The organism is Tenacibaculum sediminilitoris, from assembly GCF_964513795.1.
Classification (GTDB): Bacteria; Bacteroidota; Bacteroidia; order Flavobacteriales; family Flavobacteriaceae; genus Polaribacter; species Polaribacter sediminilitoris.
Genome location: NZ_CAZEQR010000044.1, coordinates 13,592 through 38,784, shown reverse-complemented (window position 1 = coordinate 38,784; position 25,193 = coordinate 13,592). Strand labels below are relative to the sequence as shown.

At 31.4% G+C, this 25,193-nt stretch carries 18 protein-coding genes and 1 tRNA gene; 10 read left to right on the top strand and 9 right to left on the bottom strand.

Going from position 1 to position 25,193, the window contains the following annotated elements:
* Window positions 1-164: 164 nt before the first annotated feature.
* The 6 genes from uvrA to ACKTSW_RS09770 all read left to right on the top strand — a co-directional run bounded on the left by uvrA (window position 165) and on the right by ACKTSW_RS09770 (window position 8,006).
* Window positions 165-2,957 carry an excinuclease ABC subunit UvrA gene (gene uvrA, locus ACKTSW_RS09795; RefSeq protein ID WP_408025079.1) on the top strand — a complete coding sequence of 931 codons (2,793 nt, stop codon included), beginning with the start codon at window positions 165-167 and terminating at the stop codon, window positions 2,955-2,957.
* A 154-nt stretch (window positions 2,958-3,111) separates the two neighbouring features.
* Window positions 3,112-3,327, top strand: a complete 216-nt coding sequence (locus ACKTSW_RS09790) for a hypothetical protein (RefSeq protein WP_408025078.1) — start codon at window positions 3,112-3,114, stop codon at window positions 3,325-3,327.
* Between the two features lie 33 nt (window positions 3,328-3,360).
* The gene (locus ACKTSW_RS09785) at window positions 3,361-4,455 is read left to right on the top strand and encodes a hypothetical protein (RefSeq protein WP_408025077.1); all 1,095 of its coding nucleotides are present in this window, start codon (window positions 3,361-3,363) and stop codon (window positions 4,453-4,455) included.
* Between the two features lie 85 nt (window positions 4,456-4,540).
* On the top strand, window positions 4,541-6,598 hold the full coding sequence (locus ACKTSW_RS09780) for a sensor histidine kinase (RefSeq protein ID WP_408025076.1): 2,058 nt from the start codon (window positions 4,541-4,543) through the stop codon (window positions 6,596-6,598).
* A 3-nt stretch (window positions 6,599-6,601) separates the two neighbouring features.
* Window positions 6,602-7,351, top strand: coding sequence for a LytR/AlgR family response regulator transcription factor (locus ACKTSW_RS09775; protein WP_408025075.1), 750 nt, complete (start codon window positions 6,602-6,604; stop codon window positions 7,349-7,351).
* A 97-nt stretch (window positions 7,352-7,448) separates the two neighbouring features.
* Window positions 7,449-8,006: a YqgE/AlgH family protein gene (locus ACKTSW_RS09770; protein WP_408025074.1), complete on the top strand. Its 558-nt coding sequence runs from the start codon at window positions 7,449-7,451 to the stop codon at window positions 8,004-8,006.
* A gap of 2 nt (window positions 8,007-8,008) precedes the next feature.
* Here the strand turns inward: ACKTSW_RS09770 and ACKTSW_RS09765 are convergent, their stop codons facing one another.
* Together ACKTSW_RS09765 and ACKTSW_RS09760 are read right to left on the bottom strand one after the other, a co-directional pair.
* Window positions 8,009-8,839, bottom strand: coding sequence for an aminotransferase class IV (locus tag ACKTSW_RS09765; protein ID WP_408025073.1), 831 nt, complete (start codon window positions 8,837-8,839; stop codon window positions 8,009-8,011).
* Window positions 8,840-8,944: 105 nt separating this feature from the next.
* Window positions 8,945-9,328 carry an START-like domain-containing protein gene (locus ACKTSW_RS09760; RefSeq protein ID WP_408025072.1) on the bottom strand — a complete coding sequence of 128 codons (384 nt, stop codon included), beginning with the start codon at window positions 9,326-9,328 and terminating at the stop codon, window positions 8,945-8,947.
* A 104-nt stretch (window positions 9,329-9,432) separates the two neighbouring features.
* Between ACKTSW_RS09760 and ACKTSW_RS09755 the strand changes: the two genes are divergently transcribed.
* Window positions 9,433-9,506, top strand: a tRNA-Met gene (locus ACKTSW_RS09755).
* A gap of 34 nt (window positions 9,507-9,540) precedes the next feature.
* Here the strand turns inward: ACKTSW_RS09755 and ACKTSW_RS09750 are convergent.
* Together ACKTSW_RS09750 and ACKTSW_RS09745 are read right to left on the bottom strand one after the other, a co-directional pair.
* Entirely contained in the window at window positions 9,541-10,422 is an 882-nt protein-coding gene (locus tag ACKTSW_RS09750; protein ID WP_408025071.1) for an MBL fold metallo-hydrolase, read from the bottom strand.
* A gap of 43 nt (window positions 10,423-10,465) precedes the next feature.
* Complete coding sequence (locus ACKTSW_RS09745) at window positions 10,466-10,900, bottom strand: GNAT family N-acetyltransferase (RefSeq protein WP_408025070.1); 435 nt, start codon at window positions 10,898-10,900, stop codon at window positions 10,466-10,468.
* 29 nt (window positions 10,901-10,929) lie between these two features.
* Between ACKTSW_RS09745 and ACKTSW_RS09740 the strand changes: the two genes are divergently transcribed.
* The 3 genes from ACKTSW_RS09740 (at window position 10,930) to ACKTSW_RS09730 (ending at window position 12,482) form a co-directional block, all read left to right on the top strand.
* Window positions 10,930-11,376, top strand: a complete 447-nt coding sequence (locus ACKTSW_RS09740) for a GNAT family N-acetyltransferase (protein ID WP_408025069.1) — start codon at window positions 10,930-10,932, stop codon at window positions 11,374-11,376.
* A 108-nt stretch (window positions 11,377-11,484) separates the two neighbouring features.
* A complete protein-coding gene (locus ACKTSW_RS09735; protein ID WP_408025068.1) occupies window positions 11,485-11,640 on the top strand; it encodes a hypothetical protein in 156 nt (51 codons plus the stop codon).
* A 692-nt stretch (window positions 11,641-12,332) separates the two neighbouring features.
* The gene (locus tag ACKTSW_RS09730) at window positions 12,333-12,482 is read left to right on the top strand and encodes an integrase core domain-containing protein (protein ID WP_408025205.1); all 150 of its coding nucleotides are present in this window, start codon (window positions 12,333-12,335) and stop codon (window positions 12,480-12,482) included.
* A 220-nt stretch (window positions 12,483-12,702) separates the two neighbouring features.
* On the opposite strand, the gene ACKTSW_RS09725 is transcribed toward ACKTSW_RS09730, so the two are convergent.
* From ACKTSW_RS09725 to ACKTSW_RS09705, 5 genes are all read right to left on the bottom strand, one after another.
* Window positions 12,703-14,649: an OmpA family protein gene (locus ACKTSW_RS09725; protein WP_408025067.1), complete on the bottom strand. Its 1,947-nt coding sequence runs from the start codon at window positions 14,647-14,649 to the stop codon at window positions 12,703-12,705.
* A gap of 11 nt (window positions 14,650-14,660) precedes the next feature.
* Window positions 14,661-15,584, bottom strand: coding sequence for a PorP/SprF family type IX secretion system membrane protein (locus ACKTSW_RS09720; RefSeq protein ID WP_408025066.1), 924 nt, complete (start codon window positions 15,582-15,584; stop codon window positions 14,661-14,663).
* Window positions 15,585-15,625: 41 nt separating this feature from the next.
* Window positions 15,626-17,275, bottom strand: coding sequence for a DUF7507 domain-containing protein (locus ACKTSW_RS09715; RefSeq protein WP_408025065.1), 1,650 nt, complete (start codon window positions 17,273-17,275; stop codon window positions 15,626-15,628).
* 133 nt (window positions 17,276-17,408) lie between these two features.
* A complete protein-coding gene (locus ACKTSW_RS09710; protein ID WP_408025064.1) occupies window positions 17,409-22,862 on the bottom strand; it encodes an Ig-like domain-containing protein in 5,454 nt (1,817 codons plus the stop codon).
* 75 nt (window positions 22,863-22,937) lie between these two features.
* Complete coding sequence (locus ACKTSW_RS09705; RefSeq protein WP_408025063.1) at window positions 22,938-24,794, bottom strand: cadherin repeat domain-containing protein; 1,857 nt, start codon at window positions 24,792-24,794, stop codon at window positions 22,938-22,940.
* Window positions 24,795-25,193 lie beyond the last annotated feature (399 nt).

Below are 25,193 nucleotides of genomic sequence, written 5' to 3'. Positions count from 1 at the left end.
TAGGTATTGATTTACCAATAGAAAATATAACAAAGGTTAAGCATGCTGATAAAATAACCTTTAAAAATACTTTTAATCTGAGTTCGATTATTAAATAAACTACCTTCTCTTGTTTCTTTGCTTAACTATAAAATCGTATTTTTATAGCTTATTTTTTCGAGCATATGAAGACTGATATTTCAACTGTTAATCCTAAAGAAAATATTATAATAAAAGGAGCCAAACTACACAATTTAAAAAACATTGATGTAGTTATTCCTCGCAGTAAATTAGTGGTAATTACTGGGCTTTCTGGTTCAGGAAAGTCTTCTTTAGCTTTTGACACTTTGTACGCCGAAGGGCAACGTAGGTATGTTGAAAGTTTAAGTTCGTATGCACGTCAATTTTTAGGAAAACTACACAAACCTAAAGTAGATTATATCAAAGGAATTGCGCCCGCCATTGCTATTGAGCAAAAAGTAAACTCTACCAATCCACGCTCAACCGTGGGTACTTCTACTGAAGTTTACGATTATATCAAATTACTATTTGCTCGTATTGGTAAAACCTTCTCTCCTATTTCAGGTAATGAAGTAAAAAAACATACCGTTTCTGATGTTATTAGGCATGTAAAAACTTTTGAAGAACGTACTAAGTTATTATTACTCGCTCCTATACATATTAATAAAGACAGGGATATAAAAACTGTGTTACAAGTACTAACACAACAAGGATATGCTCGTTTAAAATATCAAGATACTGTATATAGAATTGATGAATTCCCTATAAAAGATTTCAAAGGAGATGAATTGCAATTAGTTGTAGACAGAATTATTGTAAAAGATGAAGAAGATTTTTACAATCGTTTAGGAGATGCCCTACAAACAGCTTTTTTTGAAGGAAAAGGAATTTGCTTTATTGAAAACATATCAGATAATAGCACTAGTGAGTTCAGTAACAAATTTGAGTTAGACGGAATTTCATTCTTAGAACCAAACACACATTTATTCAGCTTTAATAACCCTTACGGAGCTTGCCCTACTTGTGAAGGCTATGGAAATGTTATTGGTATTGATGAAGATTTGGTAATCCCTAATACAGGACTTTCTATCTACGAAAATGCTATTTTCCCTTTTAAAACAGACAGTTACAAAAAATATAAAAATGATTTAATTTTAAATGCAGAAGAATTCGGAATTTCTATTCATAAACCATGGTTCGAACTTTCTGATGAACAAAAGAACTTAGTTTGGAATGGAACTAAAAAATTCAAAGGAATTAATCATTTATTCAAAAAACTTGAAGAAAAAAGTTACAAAATTCAAAACCGTGTAATGTTGTCTCGCTATCGCGGAAAAACAAAATGTACCGAATGTAACGGAAAGCGTTTGCGTAAAGAAGCCAACTATGTTCAAGTATATGGTAAAACTATTGATGAATTAGTAACCTTACCTTTGGATGAATTGGCAGTATTTTTCAACAACATTCAATTAAACAAATATGAAGAAAAAATTGGTAAACGTTTACTTACCGAAATTAATAATCGCTTACAGTTTTTAACAGATGTCGGTTTAAACTATCTAACTTTAAATAGAACATCTAATACGCTATCAGGAGGAGAAAGTCAACGAATTAATTTAGCCACTTCATTAGGTAGTTCGTTAGTAGGTTCTATGTATATTTTAGATGAACCTAGTATTGGTTTGCATCCAAAAGATACTGAGCGCTTGATTGGTGTGTTAAAAAATCTACGTGATTTAGGTAATACTGTAATTGTGGTAGAACATGATGAAGATATCATGAAAGAGGCCGATTATATTATTGATATTGGCCCTGAAGCAGGAACTTACGGTGGAAATGTAGTTGCAGAAGGAACTTTTGAAGATATTTTAAACTCTAAATCATTAACAGCTAAATACCTATCTTCAACATTAAAAATTGAAGTTCCTACAAGTCGGAGAACTTCAAAAAACTCTATCGATATTATTGGAGCCCGTGAAAACAATTTAAAAAATATTGATGTTTCTTTCCCTCTTAATAATCTCACCGTTATTACTGGAGTATCTGGTAGTGGTAAAAGCACCCTAGTTAAAAAAATTTTATACCCTGCTATGCAAAAAAAACTAGTTGGATATGGTGAAAAACTAGGGCAACATACAAATGTTACTGGAAGCTTTGACTTGTTAAAACATGTGGAGTTTATCGATCAAAACCCTATTGGTCGTTCTTCTCGATCTAACCCTGTAACTTACATCAAAGCATATGATGATATTCGTAAATTATTAGCTAGCCAAAAATTATCTAAAATAAGAAACTATCAACCCAAACATTTTTCTTTTAATGTTGATGGTGGACGTTGCGAGGTTTGTAAAGGTGAAGGAGAAGTTACGATTGAAATGCAGTTTATGGCAGATGTGCATTTAGAGTGTGAAACCTGTGGTGGTAAACGCTTTAAAAAAGAAGTACTAGAAGTAACTTTTGAAGGAAAATCTATTGATGATATTTTAAATTCTACAATTGATGATGCTGTTGCTTTTTTTACAGAACATAAACAAACCAAAATAGCCAGAAAGTTAAAACCTTTGCAAGACGTTGGATTAGGTTATGTACAATTAGGACAATCGTCTTCTACCCTTTCTGGTGGTGAAGCACAGCGTATAAAACTAGCTTCCTTTTTAGTAAAAGGAAACACCAAAGACAAAGCTTTGTTTATTTTTGATGAACCTACTACCGGATTGCATTTTCATGACATTAAAAAGTTATTAGCTTCTTTTAATGCGCTCATTGAAAGAGGACATTCTATTGTTGTTATTGAACATAATATAGAGCTTATTAAATGTGCTGATTATATTATTGACCTTGGTTTGGAGGGTGGTAAAAAAGGTGGAAACTTAATTTTTGCAGGTACCCCAGAAGATTTAGCTAAAAACAAAAAATCATATACTTCTAAATATTTAAAAGAGAAGTTGAGTTTTTAAATGTTCAATTTTCTATTAATAACTCCTTATTCACAAAAATTAAGGGGTCTTTTTATAATTTATAACGAATTCTAATTTATCTACTACGAATTCTAATTAACTCCATATTTACCTGTACATCTGTGGTAATTTTGATCATATAAAAACAACAATTATGTGGTCTAACAACAATTATTCATCAGTATTAAAAATGTATTTGGAAAAATACACAAGCTTAAAATTACAAATAAACACAAGCGGATTCATCGCTTCTGTTGAAAAACAAGAAAACGGTCAGTGGATTAACGACCGAAACCTTCCTAACATTTTAAATAAACTATCATCTAGTATGAGTTTAGGAAAGGATGTGACCATCATTTTACAACAATAACAGTAACTATATTAACCTTAAAACCAAAAAACTATGAAACAAAACATTTTAAAAGTAGGTACAGTAATGGGATTACTACTACTAATCGGAGTATTTTTTAATTGTAACAATACAAAAAGTGATAACAAAAGCCAAGAACTGGGAAACATTGCTACCACAAAGGAAACTATTGATAAGCCAGTTGTAGAATACAGAAAGCCTGTGGTGTTTATTACAGGAAACGACAAAGGGAATAGTCATTTTTACGACAGTGCTAGAGTATATTTTAAAGAAAAAAACTACCAAATAATCAATGGTAAATATTCAATAGAAGAAATTATTTCTTGGATGAATAAAAATGCTACTGAAAATCCTTACGGAGAGATTCATATTGTAAATAACAACAACCCTTTTCGAGCAATGAATTTAGAAACCGTAGTTAACGGTAACAAAGTAACTGCTCAAACTTTACAAGAAACAATTACCAAAGGAAAGCTTCCCTCAGTAAAAAGCAAAGCTATTGAAAGTGATACAAGAATAATTTTTCATACTAATCAGTTAGCAACAAACACAAACCTAGTAAATACCTTAAAAAGTGCTTTTATAACTGAAAATAAAGTTCCACAGGTAGTTACTTCACCATACTATAATATATTTGGAGGAGCGTTTTCTAATCACTATTTAGCACAACCATACTATGTGTTTTATCCAACAGCAAACTCACCTGGAAAAGTAGATTTATCAAAAGAAATTGCTAAAAAATATCCAGAAGAAAAAGAGATATCTTGGTACGATGCATTAAATAATGAAAAAGAACGTTATGTTGGAGAACCTTATACAATTCAATACACTATTCCTATAAATCTAGAATTGGATTACCACAACTCCGACAATGAAATCCCGCATTTTGTAATGCAAGAAGAAATCATGGATTTTATTGCTAGTGAAGAAGGATTAATGAAGGAGGTTGAAAAAACAACTATTCCTGTAGAGAAATTTAGATGGACGTATGTTGTAAAAAACAGTCAGTTAATTATAAAAGGAAAAGCTTCAGCCTTATGTGTTTTAAAACCTTTAACTAAACCTTATGGAGAGTTAGAACATGTAAAACCAGATACTAACAACAAACGTTTATACGCTATGAAGTAACTAATAATTGTTGAGTAAACGTCATTACGAACTTAGGAATCTCCTACTCTTCATAGTGACGTTTAATTAAAGTATGTTTGTTATAATGAATTTTCTAAACCATATATGTATTTTACAAACCAGTTTTGTATCGAGAACTCTAAAACACTCGATACAAAACTTTGTTTTTTTATTACTATACTACTTTTGTTATGGAGTAACCAGTATCTCTGCTCAAAACCAAGCATTAAAAAGCTATACTAAGAATAGCGGATTACCGAGTTTACACATAAACAATACTACTCAAGATAGTACTGGTTATGTATGGCTATCTTCTACCAACGGATTAATTAGATTTGACGGGAATAAATTTACGACCTTTACTGTAAAAGATGGATTAATTTCAAATAACACCAATGTTGTTACTACAAAAGGAAACTCTATTTTTATAGGTACTAACAAAGGTTTTAGCATTAAAAACCATCAAGGTTTTACCAATTTTGAAGGAGATAATATTAACTGTATAGTAACAACTAAAAATTATACTTTTTTAGGTACTAATAAAGGAATAGTTCGTGTTCGTGAAGACTACCTTTCTCCCCTTCGTACCAATTTTCAAATTGATTTAAACCGTGTAAATGACATATTGTTTGATGGTAATTTTTACTGGGTAGCTACAAACAAAGCTTTATGGAAAATTGATAAACTTCTAAATCCTACAATTTTAAAAAGGATTGATATAGCTAATTACACCTCTCTTCTCATACATAAAAAAACCATCATCGCAACTACTTATAACAATGGTATTAAGTTAATTACGACTGATGAAATAAAAACACTTACTACTTCCATACACAAAATTATAGACATTACTAAAATTAACACTCAGTTTTGGATTGTTTCAGAAGATGAAGGCATTGAAGTACTCGATTCTAATTTTAATTTTGTTAAAAACATAAATAAATACAACACGCTATCCACCAATAAAATTACTAATGTTTTCCAAGACAACGAGAAAAACACTTGGATTTCAACAAAAGACAAAGGAGTTTATTTTATTAAAAGTGATAAATCTGTACAAAAAAAACCAACTATTTCTTTTGAAAAAATTGAGGTTGTTTTTACTCCGCTAGACAGTATTAATATAAACAACTACAATAAAACGTTACAATTACCTGCTGATAAAAACCATATTTCGTTTTATTACAAAACAATTAACATTAACAATTCTAACACCTTAGAATATCGGTATAAACTCAACAATAAAACAAGCCCTTGGAGTACTAAAAGCACTATTGATTTGGCATATTTATCTCCTGGTAATTATACATTCTCAACCCAATCAAGAGTAGGAAAAATAGAAAGTGAACCTATTAATTTTCGTTTTTTTATTGATACACCTATTTATAGAAAAGATTGGTTCATTTGGTCTAGTATTGGATTAATCTGTTTGATTTTAACACTCATTATTTGGTTGTATATTCGTAGAATTCAAAACAAAAATAAAGTTAAAGTAGCTAAGCTAGAGTTAGAAAATCATTTAATATCGTTAGAGCAAAAAGCCTTACAGTTACAAATGAATCCTCATTTTATTTTTAATGTTTTAAATGGAATTAAAGCACTAGGTAACTCAGGGAAGTCAGCAGAATTAAATGCCACAATTAGTAAGTTTTCAACACTTTTGCGTGGTATTTTACATAATTCTAGACAAGAAGAAATTAGTTTAGCTGAAGAAATTACTACACTAAAAAATTATATTGAACTAGAGCAGCAAATGAATTCAAATACCTTTGAATATTCAATAACTACAAATCTAACTATTGATACTGAAGAGATTTTAATTCCACCTATGCTTATACAACCTTTTGTTGAGAACAGTATAAAACATGGAATTCCTTCCGTAGAAAATGGAAAAATAGAAATTAATTTCTCTTCAAAAAACAACCTTTTACATTGTGAAATAGTAGATAATGGTGTTGGAATTCAACAATCTAAAAAATTTAAAAAAGTAAGCTCACATAAGTCAGTAGCTTTAAAAGTAACACAAGAGCGAATTCAAAACTTATCAAAAAAAAGTACTTTTTCTATTAGTGAATTATATAATAAAAGAAAAATACCAGGAACAAAAGTCTCCTTTAAAATCCCATTAAAAACTGATTTTTAAAAAATGAAAAAACTTTCTGCAATTTTAGTAGACGATATGGTAACAGCTTTAGAGATGTTACAAAACGACCTTACACAGTTTCATCCAGAAATTGAGATTATTGGCACTGCTAAAAGTGTAGTTGAGGCATCAAAGGTTTTACGAAAACAGCAACCAGATATTTTATTTTTAGATATTATGCTAGGAGACGGCACTGGTTTTGATGTTTTAGAGATTCACCCAAACATATCTTCTAAAATTATTTTTGTAACGGCAAGTGACGAATATGCTATTAAAGCTTTTAAGTTTGCTGCTATTGATTATGTGCTAAAGCCATATTCAAATGAAGATTTAACAAATGCTATTAACAAAGCCAAAGATCAAATAAAACCAGATAAAGAACAACTAACCGTACTACAACAGTCCATTACAAAACCGAATCAACGTCCTAAAAAAATATCATTAAATACTTCTAACAAGATAATGGTTGTAAATTTAGATGATATTGTCCGTTGCCAATCAGATAATAATTACACTGAGTTTTTCATGAATGACGGACAAAAAATATTGGTTGGAAAGACTTTAAAGCACTTTGCCGACATGTTAAAAGAATATGATTTTTTACGAGTACATCAAAGCCATCTAATTAATATTCAATTCATTAAAGAGTTTATAAAATCAGACGGAGGCTACTTGGTTTTAAAAGACAAAACAACAATTCCTATTTCGGTACGGAAAAAAAATGAAGTTATTAACGTTTTAGAGAAAATGTAAAACTATATTTTTTTTCCTGTTTTTACTGGTGTTTTAACATTTTTGTTAAAGTTTTATTAATTTTTTACTTACTTTAGTGTTTATAAACTAAAAAAACATGGTTGAACTTAAACTGGAAAAAGGTAGGTTATTAATTGCTGAACCAGCAATTTTAAATGATAGTTCTTTTAAAAGAGCCATCATTTTACTTACTGAGCATAACGAAAAAAGTTCAGTAGGCTTTATTTTAAACAGGCCTTTAAATCATGTACTTAATGATTTAATTCCTGAAATAGATTGTGATTTTAAAGTATATCAAGGTGGCCCTGTAGAGCAAGATAATTTGTATTTTATACATAAAGTCCCACATTTACTTCCTAATAGTATCGAAGTAGCAAATGGTATTTATTGGGGAGGTAATTTTGATCTCTTAAAAGAGTTACTAAACAATAAGCAATTAAAAGCTTCTGATATCCGTTTCTTTTTAGGGTATTCTGGCTGGGGAGCAAGCCAACTACAAGAAGAACTTTTGATAAACTCTTGGTTTATTGCTGAAAATGACTACGAAAATATTTTAACCACAGATGATCGAAGTTTTTGGAAAGAAAAACTATTACAAAGAGGTGGTAAGTATAAAATTTGGGCAAATGCTCCTGGCGACATTCAAATGAACTAGGTTTAACTAGTTACTGTCGCTAGTTTTAAACTACTTTTTATTTTATTAGTTATATCTTTTGAAAATTCTTTTTTACGATAATTAGTAACTGGTTGAATTCCAACAATAGCGTTCGTTATAAAAACTTCGTCTGCTTTTTGGATTTCAAAAGGAGAAATAGTTGTTTCTTCTATAATATACTCTGGGTGTTTTTCTATAATCTCAATTACTTTTTTTCTTATGATTCCTTTAATACACCCCTCAGTTAAAGCTGGAGTTTTTATTGTGCTTCCTTTTACAATAAAAATATTACCATTAATAGTTTCAACAACACCTTTACGTTCATTTAGTAAAATGCAATTATCTAAATCATTTTCTTTGGCAAAAACAGCAGCTAATGTATTCAATATTCTGTTTGTTGTTTTTATTGTTGAAAGCAATCCTGAATAATTATAAAAATCTTTAAAAACATCCATCCTGTACACTTCTTTTTCTGTGTGTACTAATGGAGTTCCTTCTATAATATAATCTATCTCATTTGTAAGCGGCTCATATAAACCTCCATCTTTTCTATAAACAGTTAAACGTACTCTATAAGTAGAAGATTCTGGTAGTTCTTTTAGTGCTTTTAGTATTTCTTCTTGAAAAAACTCTAACGTAAACTTCATGGGTATTTTCATACGAAGCATTCGCATTGATGCCATCAACCTAAAATAGTGATCTTCAACAAAAACAACTTTACCATTTAACACTTTAATTGTTTCAAAAATAGCATCACCGTACTTAAAGGCTCTATTCTTTGTTGAAATTTGTACTTCGTTATCAGAAATTAAAGTTCCATTAAAGTTTACCATTTCTTAAAAATTTTAATTGCAAACTTACAATTTAGGTAAATATTAGCCACAAAAAAACTCGACAAAATTGTCGAGTGTTTCTTTTGGTTCTTTTCTCTTTATGTGTTAAGCTCCTATTGTATGCTTTAATTCTTCTATTTGGTTTTGCCAAAGCATTTTTGCTTCTTCCGCATCATCTTCATCATCGGCAAAATCTGTAACAATTACAGCAACATCTTTTGTTAATGGATCTACCTGTATTTTAAATTCAAAATAACTATCATCACCTTCACTTTCAGTCCATTTAAACTTAATACGTTCGTCTGCTTTTTTGGTAATTATCTTTGCTTCTTCTTCAGAGTCATCCCACATAAAAGTAATAAGCTTTCCTCGTGAATTTACTCTATCTGCAAACCATTCTTCTAAACCTGCTGGTGTTGCAAAATATTGATATAACATGCTTGGAGATGCATGAATAGGAAACTCTAATTCAAATTTAACTTTGCTCATCTATTTTTTTGTTTAAGTGCCAATATAGATAATTATTTTTTAAAAAAAAATTTAAATGTTTGTTGCCTTAAACCAAAAAGTAATTATATTTGCACCCGCAATCAGGCGAGGTAGCTCAGTTGGTTAGAGCGCAGGATTCATAACCCTGAGGTCGGCAGTTCAAATCTGCTCCTCGCTACAAAACCCAAATCTTTCGATTTGGGTTTTTATTTTTACTTCATTTTCAAACTTTTATATATCGCTTCTTTTACTTTTTCTTCTGTTATCCAGCCATTATAACTTTTATAGTTTTCTGTTATTGTAAGGTTATTTTTAACATCTTCTAAACTTACTCCTTTTTTTATTTCTGATGCAATAGTGTTTTTTAAGTTTTCAAGCATCTTTATATATACTTTCAATTCTTTTTTTGATGATACACTTCCATGCCCTGGAATTATTTGAGTATTGTCATCAGCTATCATCATCATTTTTTGAATTCCCTCAATATACCCATCAATAGAGCCCCCAGATTCTATATCTATGTATGGAAATTTTCCTTGAAAATAGGCATCTCCAACATGCAACACATTACTATTTCCAAAATATACTAATGCATCACCATCGGTATGTGCATTATGAATATGGGTAATCATAATGGGTTCATCATTAACATAAAACTGTATGTCTTCTGAAAATGTAATAATTGGCAATGCTTCTTTTGGTGATGCAGGCTTTTTCTTTCCTCTAATAAACTGTTCTGTACTCATCCGTTTATGCACATTTTTATGAGACACTATTACTGCTCCTTCTTTTTGAAAGTTCGCATTTCCTCCTGTATGATCACCGTGCCAATGCGTATTAAATAAATAAGTTATGGGTTTGTTTGTAATTGTTTTAATTGTTTCTCGTATTTTTTCACTCAAAGAGGCAAATTGATCATCAATCATAAATACACCATCTTCTCCTACAAAAAGTCCAATATTTCCTCCTTGTCCTTTTAAAACATATATATTTTCGGTTAATTTTTCAGAAATAATTTTTACTTCTTTTTGCTGTGAAAAGACACTAAGTGATAAGAATACATATAAAATAAGTAATAATGATGAAGTTTTCATTATATGGCGTTTTAATTTTAGATAGTGGTCGACAAACAAACTACTAGTTTACAATATAATACATTTTATAATGAGGTCCCACTTTTTGAACTTCAAACTCCTCTCCTATAATTATAAAGCCTAAACTTTCATAAAACCCAGTAGCTTCTTTTCTAGCATTACACCATAAAATATCTATATTTTTAGTTTTTAAAATGTTTTTCGCTTCTTCTAACAATAACCTTCCAGCTCCCATTCCTCTAACCTCTGGTAAAGTAGCCATTCCTCTTAACTGGTATTGCTCTCCTTTAATAGCTTCTGTTTTATTCTGAATAAAAGATGCTATACCTACCAATTTATTATTGTAAAAGGCTCCTAAATGAAAAGTATTATCATGTTCATCTTCCTTAAACTTATAAGGTAAATTAATGTTATTTCGTAAAACAGCTAATCGAATATCATAGGTTTCTTGAGCTGATATATTTTTTATTTTTATCATCTGAAATTTCTCTAACTCAAAAATACAGAATGAATATAAATTTTAACCTGATTAGTAAAGAAGATATTCTTATAATTTTTCCTCTTTTACATAAAGCCAATACTACAACACCAAAAGATATTTTAAAAGCTAGAGTTTTAGAAATGGCAGCATACCCTAACTATGAATGCATAGGTGCTTTTGATGATGATAAACTAATAGGTATTTGTGGACTTTGGTACAGTACTAGACACTATATTGGTAAGAGTGTAGAACCTGACCATGTAATTGTTGATGAAAATTATAGAGGTAATAATATTGGCAAACAACTTTTTAAATGGGTGTATGATTATACAAAATCTAAAGGATTTGAAGCTGTTGAACTAAACACTTACACTGCCAACAGGAAATCTCATAAGTTTTATTACAATGAAGGTTTTGAAATCTATGGTTTTCATTTTCTAAAAATTATAAGAGATGAAAAATCTTTCTTTTAAGAATAATAAAACTTCCTAAAAATAATGTAAAACCTTACATACATTATGGTTAATTTTTAAATAGTTTACTTTAAATAATCTAAGTTTGAGAAACTTAAAATTTTTATTATGGTAAAAAATATTTCAAACTTAGGAATTAGTTTAAGCAAAAAGGAACAACAATCTATTAATGGTGGTAAAGCGCAATGTTTATTACCTAACAATACCTGTTCTCGAATTTGGTTTGGTTGTGCAGAACCTCAATGTCAACCTCAGCCCTTTTAAAATACTAAGCGGGTTTTCACGCTTTTTTCTCTTTCATTAACACTTCACTTCAATCATACCAATCTGTACTTTATTATTAGTACTACAAATCAAAAAGATTTGTTTTTTATGGTTAAACCTTACTTATTTTATGCTTTTTTATGCTTTTTTTATTTAAAATATAAGTATATTTGTATCACTTAAGAGACGTCTTAAGTTCTTTTTCATAGCAATTTTCCCACTCATTTTTTTGAGTGGGTTCTTTTTTTTAACTCAGATTCTTTTTTTATAAATTAATTTTGTATATTTATTACACAGTATCTTTTTTAACGGGATGATAGATTAAAAATAATAGTTGGTTTAACATCCCCTTAATAATGCCCACTAATGTGGGTATTATTATTTCAGCTAAAAACAAAGCTATGTTTATTGAGTTAAACTCTATCTTATAGATTGTTCCACCTTTAATTTTTATTGCTTTATATTTCTTTTTAAAAAAGAAATATGTTTAGGTTTTTCAATGCCTTCGACTCGAGTGGTTAGTCACTTAAAACAAACCATTGAAGTTTATGGTAAACCACTAAAAGTACGTGTTGATAATGGTCAAAATTTCTATTTAAGATACTTGTTGAGTTCTGTACTGTTGAGAGTATTGAAATAAACTATGCCTAACTAGAAAAACCATCACAAAATGTGATATGTAGAACAGTTTAATAAAACCTTTAAGAAAGAGATTCTTTTACGCCTATTTATTCAGAAACTTCAAAGAGGTAAGATCACAGTCTGAAATTTTTAGAGAAGATTACAACAAATATAACCCACATAAATCTTTGGGTAGAAAAAGTCTAAACGAAGTTTTGTAAGTGTTCATATTAATATCATATTTTTATTTAAAGACTCAGGGTTCATATTACACAAAGTTAATTATATTTTAGACTAAACATAGATCAATAAAAAAAGCAAAAGAAACATTCATTTCTTTTGCTAATTTCTAGCGAAAAACTTTACCCCATAAAAAGTTAACCTCTAGAAAAATTAAAAAGTATTTAAATTATTATTAAGTTCTTCAATACAAATCATTCTTTATCTTCTAAGTATGTAAAAATTAGAACGTCTATTTAATGAATGCTCTTTTTCACTACATTTTTTTAAATTTTCATTATTACAATGATTTAATAATCTTTCTTCTCCATATCCAATAGCACTAGCAATTCTTTTCTTATTAATCCCCCTAGAAATGAGATAATCTCTGGTAGATTTAGCTCTTTTATTGGATAAAACCTTATTAAATACATCATCTCCTCTGCTATCTGTATGAGACTCTATTTTTATTATCATTTTTGGATTATCTTGCATTACTTGAACAACTTTTTCAAGTTCATATTCTGTTTCTGATTGAATCTCATAACTATTATAATCAAAATAAATTGGATTTAACACTATCTCATTATTAACTATTAACGGGTTTAATTCTAAATCTATATGAAAATCAATAATCTCATTTTTATTAAATTTCACATCTTTTTTTATTGATTCAAAGTTTTCTCTACTTGCTTTTAAAAAGTAGTTCTTATCACAATCTACCTTATAAAAACTAAATTCTCCTAAAGAATCAGATTTAGTTTCTTTTACTACTTTACCTTTTTCATTAATCAACTTTACATTCACTCTTGAAAGGAAAAGACCATTTCTTTTATTTTTGATATTTCCTAAAATATTATTCAGACATTCGTTTTCTTGAAAATAAAAACTATAAATATCATCATCCCCTTTTCCTTTTAATCTATTAGACGAAAAAAATCCAAATTTACATTCTGAGTTAATGTAAAAAGCAAAATCATCTTTATTACTATTAAAAGGTGGTCCTAAATTTTTTATATCAATAAAATCTCCTTCCGAGTTCATCTTTACCTCATAAATATCAAGTAAACCAAACCCTAAATGACCATCAGAAGAAAAATACAATGAGTTATTACCTACAAAGGGAAAAGTTTCTCTTCCAGAAGTATTGATTGTTTCTCCTAAATTTTGAGGAATACCAAAATTATCATCCGCATAGATTTTAACTTTATAAATATCAGTCAAACCAAACCCTCCAGGCATGTCTGAAGAGAAATACAATGTCTTTTCGTCTAAACTTAATGCTGGATGCCCTACAGAATAGTCATCACTATTAAAAGGAAGTTCTGTTATCTTTGACCAAATACCATTAACAAGTTTTGCTCTATAAATTTTAAGGTTTACAACCCTATTTATGTCTTTACCTATTCGTTTACCATTAAAATTATTTCTTGTAAAATACATTGTTTTACCATCATTAGAAAAGATTGGTTTACCTTCATGAAACTTTGTAGTAACAGGAGGTTCAAGTATTTTTGCATCATGCAATACCAATATAGAATCTTTTTCATTCCATTTTAAAGGTTCAATGCTCATTTTTGCCTTGTAAATATTTAAAAAGGGTTGATTATTCCGATTATATATTTGTTGTTGTTTTCCTCTAACTAGAGCAGATGAAGAATAATACACTTTACCGTTAATGATATAACCTCCATAATCAGAGAATTCAGAATTAATATATAAATTATTGATATTTACTTTCTTCCTTTCATCCTTTAGTACCTCTAACATATAATCAGTTCTTTTATCATTGCTATTTAACTTTCTTTTTAAAGATTCTGATAATAATAATATAGAGTCAGATTTTTTATACTTTTTGTTACTTCTCAAAATTTGAATATACTTAAACAAATAATCATCAGAAACATTGTAATCATCAATAAGCCTTTCAAACCAAATTTCGGCATCCTCTGTATTTCCATTATTATAATACGAGTCCACTAATCTTTCTAAAATGTATTTAGAATCCTCTTTTCCACTAAAATATAATGCTTTATAAAACTCCGCCGATTTGGCGTAAGAAAATTCTTCAAAATATCTATCAGCTAATTTTATATTTTGCGAGTATGACAACGAACAAAAAAAAGCTAAAAACACTGATAAACAAGCTATTATACTACATTTCCTCATAAGTAAATTTATTAGAAAAATCTAGGCGATCTATATTTAAGTTTTTCAAAAACCTCATACCTCAGCATTATTTCGTGAGTTCCTGTATTGGTAACATTATAATTAGACGTGGTTAAGTCATAAGCATAGCCAATTAGTAAAGAATCACTCACCTGAAACCCTAAAAGTGCACTCATTGAATCGCCCCATCTCCAAGCCAATCCTGCACGAAACTTATTATTAAACAAAACATTTGCCGAAATGTCTAAAGAAAGAGGTGCGCCCGAAACTACTTTAATCAAAGTAGCTGGTTTAAATCGTATGCTTTCGGTAATATCAAAAACATATCCAGCTATAAGGAAAAAGTGCATTCTTTCAACTGCAGTCGTTTTAATAGACTCTAGATCACCATCGTAATGCTCTGTTCTGATAAAGTTTGGTACAGAAAGACCTACATACCACTTAGGAGTGTGATAATATACTCCTGCTCCCACAGAAGGTAGAAACTTACCGTTTATATTATTTGCAAATAATGATTCATCATCTACTCTGGTTCCTTTACTCCAATCTATATTTAGTAATCTCCCTCCTAACTTAAGTCCAAAAGCTAAATAATTTTCTGTTCCTGTTTCAATAGTATAAGACAAATTTCCATCAAAATAAACTTCATGTGATGGACCAATTTTATCGTTAACTAAATTTAATCCAAGTCCTAGTCCAGAAAACCCTAACGGTGTATCAAAACTTAAATTTTGCGTATCAGGTGCACCTTTAAACCCAACCCATTGAGTTCTTCCTAGTGCTGTTATAACTGTATGACCTTTTGATCCAGCATATGCTGGATTAACACTCATAGTATTAAACATATATTGTGTGTATTGTGGGTCTTGCTGGGCTTTTAATTCAAAAAAACTACACATACTAAGGAGTAAACATATTCTTAATATTATTTTCATATCACTTATTAGATTTGACAATACTTCCTTTTTTAATACTATTATCTATTTAAGTATAACCAGCCTTTTATTAAGTCAGTATCATTTCCTAAATCAATAACATAAAAATATGTTCCAACAGGTAATTTCTTATTTATATTTACTCTGCCTTCTGATATTCCTTTGAAAGAAACATTGTTGTTATTATAGCCTTCAACTTTATATACTGTATTACCCCATCTATTAAATATTTCAACATTATTATTAGGGTAATTTTCAATACAATTTATCTTGAAGAATTCGTTAACACCATCTCCATTCGGACTAAATTCATTAAATACATATAAACAAGGGTTTAAAATTAAAACTGTTGGATCATCTGTTGGATCTGTTCCAATATCTGGACCATCAACAGTTAATGGATCTATGATTTCATTTCCATTTTCATCGGTTCCTGCATCTGACATTATTGTTACATCATTTGTTCCTGTGGTACTATCTCCAGTTGCCGTAGCAGAGTTACTATAACTCTCACCATCAATATCTGACTGAGTTAACGTATAACTCGCCATCACTGTAGCTGATTCTCCTACTGCTAGACTAGCAATAGGGTTTCCTGATGTAATTGTTGCTCCTGAATCAATTACTTCAATATTAGTTAAGGTAATTGTACCTGTATTAGTAACGATTAACTCATAAGTTAGTGTAGAACCCACCGTGTATGGACCATTAGAAGTAACACTTTTAATTAACACCATACTTGGACTTTGTCCACTTGACAAATCTATATCTGTTGAATCGTTTGTTGGGTCAGTATCAGCATCTGGGCCATCAACAGTTAATGGATCTATGATTTCATTTCCATTCGAATCTGTTCCAGCATCTGAAGTCGATATTACGTCATCTGTTCCATTAGGGCTATCTCCTGTAACGGTTGCTGTATTACTATAACTACCATTATCAATATCTGCTTGTGTCAATGTATAGCTTGCAGTTACTATAGCAGATTCTCCAACTGCTAAATTAGCTATAGGATTACCTGATATAATTGTAGCTCCTGAGTCGGTTATTTCAATATTAGTAATTTGTTCATTTCCTGAATTGGTAACTTCAATTTCATAATTAATTACAGTACCAACAGAAAATTCAGATGGTAAACTAACTACTGATTTAATAACTTCTAGTGCTGCTCCTGATGTATATGTAAAGAAACTTGTGTTTCCAGATGCATTGGTAGTTGTACCTAGTGCTGTAACATTTGCATTAAAACCATTAAAGCTATTACCTTGTGAAGAGTTTTGAGTAACCACAATAGGGAAACTGATTTCTTCGTAAAGATCTGCTGGGATATTTTCTTTTTGAACAAATTCAAGAATATTCTGACTTGTTGAATATGTTATAGTAAATAATGATAACACATCTACATCATTTGACGTTCCAGTAATTAGCGTTATATCAGCATTTTTTAAAGCGATATAATCTCCTAAGTCAATAGTTACTGTAACATTAGGCTGACCTCCAAAGACAAATGAATCGATATCTGTTCCCGAGGTTTCCTGTATTTTAAAACTTGCTACTCCTTCTCCTGAATTCTCAACGGTTCCCAATGGTGCAGGGTTAATAAAACCATCCTGCAAACTAATAGATTGAGAAAAACCAATCTGAGAACACATCAATAATAGAAAAGTACATAACTTAACTATCTCCCTCATATTCATTGTATTTATTTTTTTTGTCTCCTTACTTAAATAAAACTCCGTTATTAAAAGAGTGATTTTTTGTCCTCTCAATCTTTTAATAACGCCAGCGCTAGCTTTAAACTAGCACCAGCGTTTCTTGGGGAATCTATTGATTATTACTATAACTTATAGTATCAGAATCATTATCGTTTCCTCTAAATACCTGTCCTCCAGAGTCACCTCTAATGGTAGCTTTTAATGGTCTCTCTCCTCTTGAATTAGCAGGTGAAATAAACTTCGCCTTAATTCCTACTCTTGAGAAAGTGTTCCCTTTAAATATTCCACTATTTCCTACATAGGTAAACTTATGAAGTCCTCTATCTAGCTGATAAGTCCAATCTGAATTGAAAACTGTTTGACCATTCAATGTTGTTAATGTATTATCAAAAGTGAATTCGAAATTATCACTATCTGAAATTCTGAATTCTACGGTATCTAAACCATTTGCGTCGAATCCATTTCCTTCACCTACAAACACTACAAAGTCAATATTTCCTTCAGCACCTACAACATTAGTTTCTCTAGTAATTACAGAAACTGTATAATCTGGGGCCATGAATTTCTTCACTAAAAGAATTACTGTAGCAGTATCACATGCTTGAGGTATTCCATTATCACAAACTTGGTAAGTGAAGCTGTCTTGACCTGTGAATCCTACATTCGGCTGATAGCTAAATGTACCATCAGCATTCAATGTTAAACTACCATTACTTACATTACTTACTGGTGTTGTATTTACTGTTTGAGTATCTCCTTCTGGATCAAAATCATTTGCCAATACATTACCAGTTATATTATTATTAGCTGTATCTGCTATTGTATCAAATGCATCATCATTGGCTACTGTAATGTTTCCTGAATCTTCATTAACATGAATTTCAACGGTAGCAGTATCACATAATGGAGTTGGACTTGCGTCGTCACAAACTTCATATGTAAAGCTATCAGTTCCTGTAAATCCAGCGTCTGGAACATAGCTAAATGTACCGTCAGCATTTAATGTTAAAGTACCATTACTTACATCACTTACTGGTGTTGTATTAACTGTTAATGGATCTCCATCTGGATCAAAGTCATTGCTTGCTACATTTCCTGTCACTGTTGTTCCTTCTTCTGTTATTACAGTATCAGGGTTAGCAATTGGAGCATTGTTCGATGAAGTTGCATCTGGTAATACTTCTATAAATACTGTAGCTGTATCACATGCTTGAGGCGTTCCATCATCACAAACTTGATAAGTAAAACTATCTTCTCCTGTGAATCCTGCATTTGGTGTATAAGTATAGCTACCATCATCATTTAAGGTTAAGATACCATTGCTTACACCACTCACTGGAGTCGTATTAACCGTTTGAGTGTCTCCTTCTATATCGTAATCATTTGTTAAAACATTTCCTGCTAACGTAGTTCCTTCGTTTGTATTTCCTATGTCATTAACAGCGATTGTTGAATTCACTAATCCTCCAACTGTAATTACAACTGTACCTTCGTCACATACTTGAGGTGTACCGCTATCACATACTTGATACGTAAAACTATCAGTTCCTGTGAACCCTGCATTTGGAACATAGGTAAATGTACCATCAGCATTTAACGTTAATGTACCATTGCTAACATTACTTACTGGAGTCGTATTAACTGTTTGTGTATCTCCTTCTGGATCAAAATCATTCGCTAAAACATTTCCTCCTGTTATTGTTACATCTATTCTAGTTGTATATGCGTCATCATTTGCAACTGTAGTGTTTCCATTATCTCCAACTACCATGATCTCTACTAATGCTGTATCACAAGCTGGTGTTGGTGTTGCATTATCACATACTTGGTATGTGAAGCTATCAGTTCCTGTGAATCCTGCATTTGGAACATAGGTAAATGTACCGTCAGCATTTAATGTTAATGTACCATTAGTAACACCTGTTACTGGAGTCGTATTCACGGTTAATGGATCTCCATCTGGATCGAAGTCATTGCTTGCTACATTTCCAGTTAAGGTTGTTCCTTCTTCAGTAATTGCTGTATCAGCATTTGCAATTGGTGCTTCGTTAGCAGCTGTACCAGAATCTAATACCTCAATAAATACTTGTCCTTCATCACATGCTTGTGGGTTTCCATCATCACAAACTTGGTAAGTGAAACTATCTTGACCTACAAACCCTATTTTTGGAATATATGAATAACTACCATCAGCGTTTAATGTTAATGTACCATTACTAACGTTGATTACTGGTGTTGTATTTACGCTTTGAGCATCTCCCTCTAAATCATAATCATTCGTTAATACATTTCCGTTTACTGCTATATCTTCATAGGTATTGTTAATATCATTAACAGCTACCGTCGTATTCGCTAATCCTCCAACTGTTAATACTACAGTTGCCTCATCACATGCTTGAGGTGTACCGCTATCACATACTTGATACGTAAAACTATCAGTTCCTGTGAACCCTGCATTTGGAACATAGGTAAATGTACCATCAGCATTTAACGTTAATGTACCATTGCTAACATTACTTACTGGAGTCGTATTAACTGTTTGTGTATCTCCTTCTGGATCAAAATCATTCGCTAAAACATTTCCTCCTGTTAATGTTAAACCTGGCGTTGTGGTAAATGCATCGTCATTGGCTACTGTTATGTTTCCAGTATCTTCATTTACATGGATTTCAACGGTAGCAGTATCACATAATGGAGTTGGACTTGCGTCGTCACAAACTTCATATGTAAAGCTATCTGTTCCTGTGAATCCTGCATTTGGAACATAAGTAAATGTACCGTCAGGGTTTAATGTTAACGTACCATTAGTAACACCTGTTACTGGAGTCGTATTCACGGTTAATGGATCTCCATCTGGATCAAAGTCATTGCTTGCTACATTTCCTGTCACTGTTGTTCCTTCTTCAGTAGTTACAGTATCAGCATTTGCAATTGGGGCTTCATTTGCTACAGAACCATTTGGTAATACCTCAATGAATACAATTCCTTCATCACATGCTGCTGGACTAGCATCATCACAAACCTGATAAGTAAAACTATCTTCACCTGTAAATCCTGCATTCGGTGTATATGTATAACTACCATCGGCATTTAATATTAACGTACCATTACTAACGTTGATTACTGGTGTTGTATTTACGCTTTGAGCATCTCCCTCTAAATCATAATCGTTTGTTAATACATTTCCGTTTACTGCTATATCTTCATAGGTATTACTAATATCGTTAACAGCAATTGTAGTATTAACTAAACCTCCTACTGTTACCACAGCTGTTGCTTCATCACATGCTTGAGGTGTACCGCTATCACATACTTGATACGTAAAACTATCAGTTCCTGTGAATCCTGCATTTGGAACATAGGTAAATGTACCATCAGCATTTAACGTTAATGTACCATTGCTAACATTACTTACTGGAGTCGTATTAACTGTTTGTGTATCTCCTTCTGGATCAAAATCATTCGCTAAAACATTTCCTCCTGTTAATGTTAAACCTGGCGTTGTGGTAAATGCATCGTCATTGGCTACTGTTATGTTTCCAGTATCTTCATTTACATGGATTTCAACGGTAGCAGTATCACATAATGGAGTTGGACTTGCGTCGTCACAAACTTCATATGTAAAGCTATCTGTTCCTGTAAATCCTGCATTTGGAACATAGGTAAATGTACCGTCAGGGTTTAATGTTAACGTACCATTGGTAACACCTGTTACTGGAGTCGTATTCACGGTTAATCGATCTCCATCTGGATCAAAGTCATTGCTTGCTACATTTCCTGTCACTGTTGTTCCTTCTTCAGTAGTTACAGTATCAGCATTTGCAATTGGATTTTCATTTGCAGCAGTTCCTTCTGGAATTACTTCAATAAATACCTGAGCTTCATCACATGCTTGTGGATTTCCATCATCACAAACTTGGTATGTAAAACTATCTTCACCTGTAAATCCAGCATTTGGAGTATATAAGTAACTACCATCAGCATTTAACGTTAATGTACCATTACTTACGTTACTTACTGGTGTTGTATTTATGCTTTGAGTATCTCCCTCTAAATCATAATCATTCGTTAACACATTTCCACCAACTGCTGTATCTATGTAAGTGTTATTAATATCATTTTCAGCAATAGTAGTATTTGCAACACCTCCAACAGTAAGAGTTACAGTTGCCTCATCACATGCTTGAGGTGTACCGTTGTCACATACTTGATACGTAAAACTATCAGTTCCTGTGAACCCTGCATTTGGAACATAGGTAAATGTACCATCAGCGTTTAATGTTAATGTACCATTACTTACGCTGCTTACTGGAGTCGTATTAACTGTTTGTGTATCTCCTTCTGGATCAAAATCGTTTGCTAATACATTACCTCCTGTTAATGTTAAATCTGGCGTTGTGGTAAATGCATCGTCATTGGCTACTGTTATGTTTCCAGTATCTGGATTCACATTAATTTCTACGGTAGCTGTATCACATAATGGAATTGGACTTGCGTCATCACAAACCTCATAAGTAAAGGTATCAGTTCCTGTGAATCCTGCATTTGGAACATAGGTAAATGTACCGTCAGGATTTAATGTTAGCGTACCATTAGTAACATCTGTTACTGGAGTCGTATTCACCGTTAATGGATCTCCATCTGGATCAAAGTCATTGCTTGCTACATTTCCAGTTACTGTTGTTCCTTCTTCAGTTAAAACGGTATCAGCATTAGCTATTGGAGCTTCATTTGCTACAGAACCATTTGGTAATACCTCAATGAATACTGTTCCTTCATCACAAGCTGCTGGACTAACATCATCACAAACCTGATAAGTAAAACTATCTTCACCTGTAAATCCAATATTCGGTGTGTATGTATAGCTACCATCTGCATTTAAAGTTAGTATACCATTGCTAACATTAGTTACAGGAGAAATACTTACTGTTTGCGTATCTCCCTCTAAATCGAAGTCATTTGTAGAAACATTACCACTTACAGCAACTCCTTCATAAGTATTGTTAATATCATTAACTGCTGTAGTTGTATTTGTTGTCCAGGTAAAGAATGCTGCATTTCCTTCAGCATTAGTATCAGAACCTAATGCTGCAATATTCGCATTGAATCCATTACTTACCTCTGATTCACTTGAGTTTTGAATTACTTTAATGGGGAAAGTAAATTTTATGTTTGCATCAGCAGGAATATCATTATTCGTCTGCTCAAACTTTAAAATTCTACTTACTCCATCATAACTTATTGTGAATAAACTACTCATATCAGTTCCATCAAAGGAGTCTGCTATGGTAATATCACTTAAAGAAGCTACTCCGTTTGGTAAATCAATATAATCACCCAAATCAACCGTAATTGTAATATTTGGCAAAGAACCAAATACTGGTGATGAAACTGGGCTCCCCGAAGTTTCTTGGAGTCTAAATTCAGCTGAACCAGAACCGTTTGCTTGCGCTGAAGGTAGTGGAGCTGGAAAAATTAATGCGTCTGTTAAGTTTACAGACTGGCTATATCCTAAATAAATACAGCTCAAAAACATTATTAAAAATGTAATTTTTTGTTTCATAAGAAAGGTTTTGATTTATTGTTAAAAAGATTACTCTACTCTAAATAATATGTTAGTTAATAAAAAAGTGGTATGCTAATATTTACCAATGTTGTTATATTCTATGATGTCTTCATCATTATCGTTTTTTATATTTATTTGCCCCCCTGAATCATATTTAACAGTAACTTTCAATGGTAATTTACCCTTTGCATTTTCTGGGGAGTTAAATACTGCCTTTATTCCAATCTTTGAAAATGTATTACCTGTAAACACTCCTCCATTCCCTATATAGGTAAACTTATGTAAACCAAGCTCTTTTTTATATGACCATAATGAATTATCGATATCTACTCCATTTATGGTCACTAAACTTGGAACAAACTCCATTTTTAACCTATCACTGTCAGGAATCCTAACTTCTACAGGTATTGACTCATCAGAATCACTGCCTTTTGCTTCTCCAACGATAATGTAAAAATCAATCGAAGCACTCCTCCCTATTACCAGTGTTTTACCTGTAAAAAGCGTAGGATAAAAATCAGGAAACACTGGATTACATATGGAGGAATTAAAATCTCTATCTATTACTTTTTCTACATCTCCAGTATCATATAATGCAGCAATTACTCTTCCATCACTATCTACTCCATTAGTTATAGTAAGTGGTTCTATCAAATCATTTGGGTTATAATATTGATTCCCTATTCCATCTGAATTAACATTTTTATAAGCTTCATTTGCATCACTACAACCATCATTATCACTATCAGAGCTTAAATAATCCATAACACCACTAATTGTTTCCCTAGGAGTTGTTCCTGTATCATTCCCATTTATTGTTTCTACTGAATCTGCTAGCCCATCTTCATCAACATCTAGATTTACGGTATTATTATCCATATTATCAATTCGACCATCATTGTTTGCATCTAAATATGATGTTCCTACTTCAACTATGTCATAAATCCCATCATTATCACTATCTAAGTCTAGAGAGTTAGGAACCCCATCTTCATCAAAGTCATTAGAACCTTCAACAACATCTAATATTCCATCATTATCATCGTCCAAATCAATTAAATCCTCAACTCCATCTCCATCAGTATCTTTTTCTAAGACATTTAATACTTCTACCTCAACATTTTGAACATCGCACAACCCTCCTTGATCACATAGTGATACAGTTAAATGATAAACATTATTTAAGTCATCATCTGTAGGAGCCTCAAAGTCTGGAGAAGTTTTAAAAGTTATTTCACCTGTATAAGGATCAATATTAAATACATCTGCATCTACCCCTCCAACTATACTAGAAGTTAAAACTGCACCTAAATCTTCGTCAACCCCTTCAACTTTCAACACAACTTCAGTTGAATTTTCAAAATACTTAACGCTTGATGATGAAGTTATTAAAGGTCTGATATTACATTGCCCAATTCCTTGATCACTTACCTTTAAGCATTGTTTTGAACTACCAAATGCAAACTGTATTCCTACATTACGTAAAACACCAAAATTTGTTGAATACAAACATGGGTCAGGTACATTTGTAACCGCATTACAACGTAATCGAATCCAACCTCCAACCGCACCAAATCTTAAGTCTGGACCATTTATTGAAATTGTTCTCGAATTTAGTCTTGTTACAGACCCAGAATAAGGAAAGTTAAATGTTTCCCAGTATACTAAGGGATTAAGAGGCCACTCTAAACCAATAGGCAATATTACTGTATGCTCAAAAGTTCCTCCATTTGCTCCCCCATCATCATTCTTATAATTAATTTCAAAAATTAACTCCCCATAATCCCCATAGGGGGCATCGGGTGGAACACATAAGTTCGGGGAACTTTGAGTTATATAATTTATAAACAGCCCTTGTCCTTTAACCTCAAGAGATATAAAAATAAGCAAACAAAAAAACAAGATTAGTTTTGAGTTAAGTATATTCATGATTTTTGAACACTTTTGTTTTGTTAATTGAAAACACTTTTTCGATTTCTTTTCTTAACCAAAAAAATTAGATGCATAAACCTATTACATCTTCAAACACAAAAACAAAAAAATGATATCATAAAAAATAATATTACATCTCATTAAGTATCTCAACAAAGCTACAAGTCACTAAAAAAGGGCTTTATCTTTAAATAGTTGTTACCCCTTTTTAATAAAAACTAACCCTTATTTATACCCAAAACTCATAAAAATGTAATAATTATTAAAGCAATAATTTTTAAAAATGAAACTAAAAAATATTTTTATTATCCTTTTAATAATAAATCAAGCATTCTTTACAAAAAATATAGATTTAACGATTTTAAAAGCTTCCTGTTTTTCGTACAGTTTAAAATC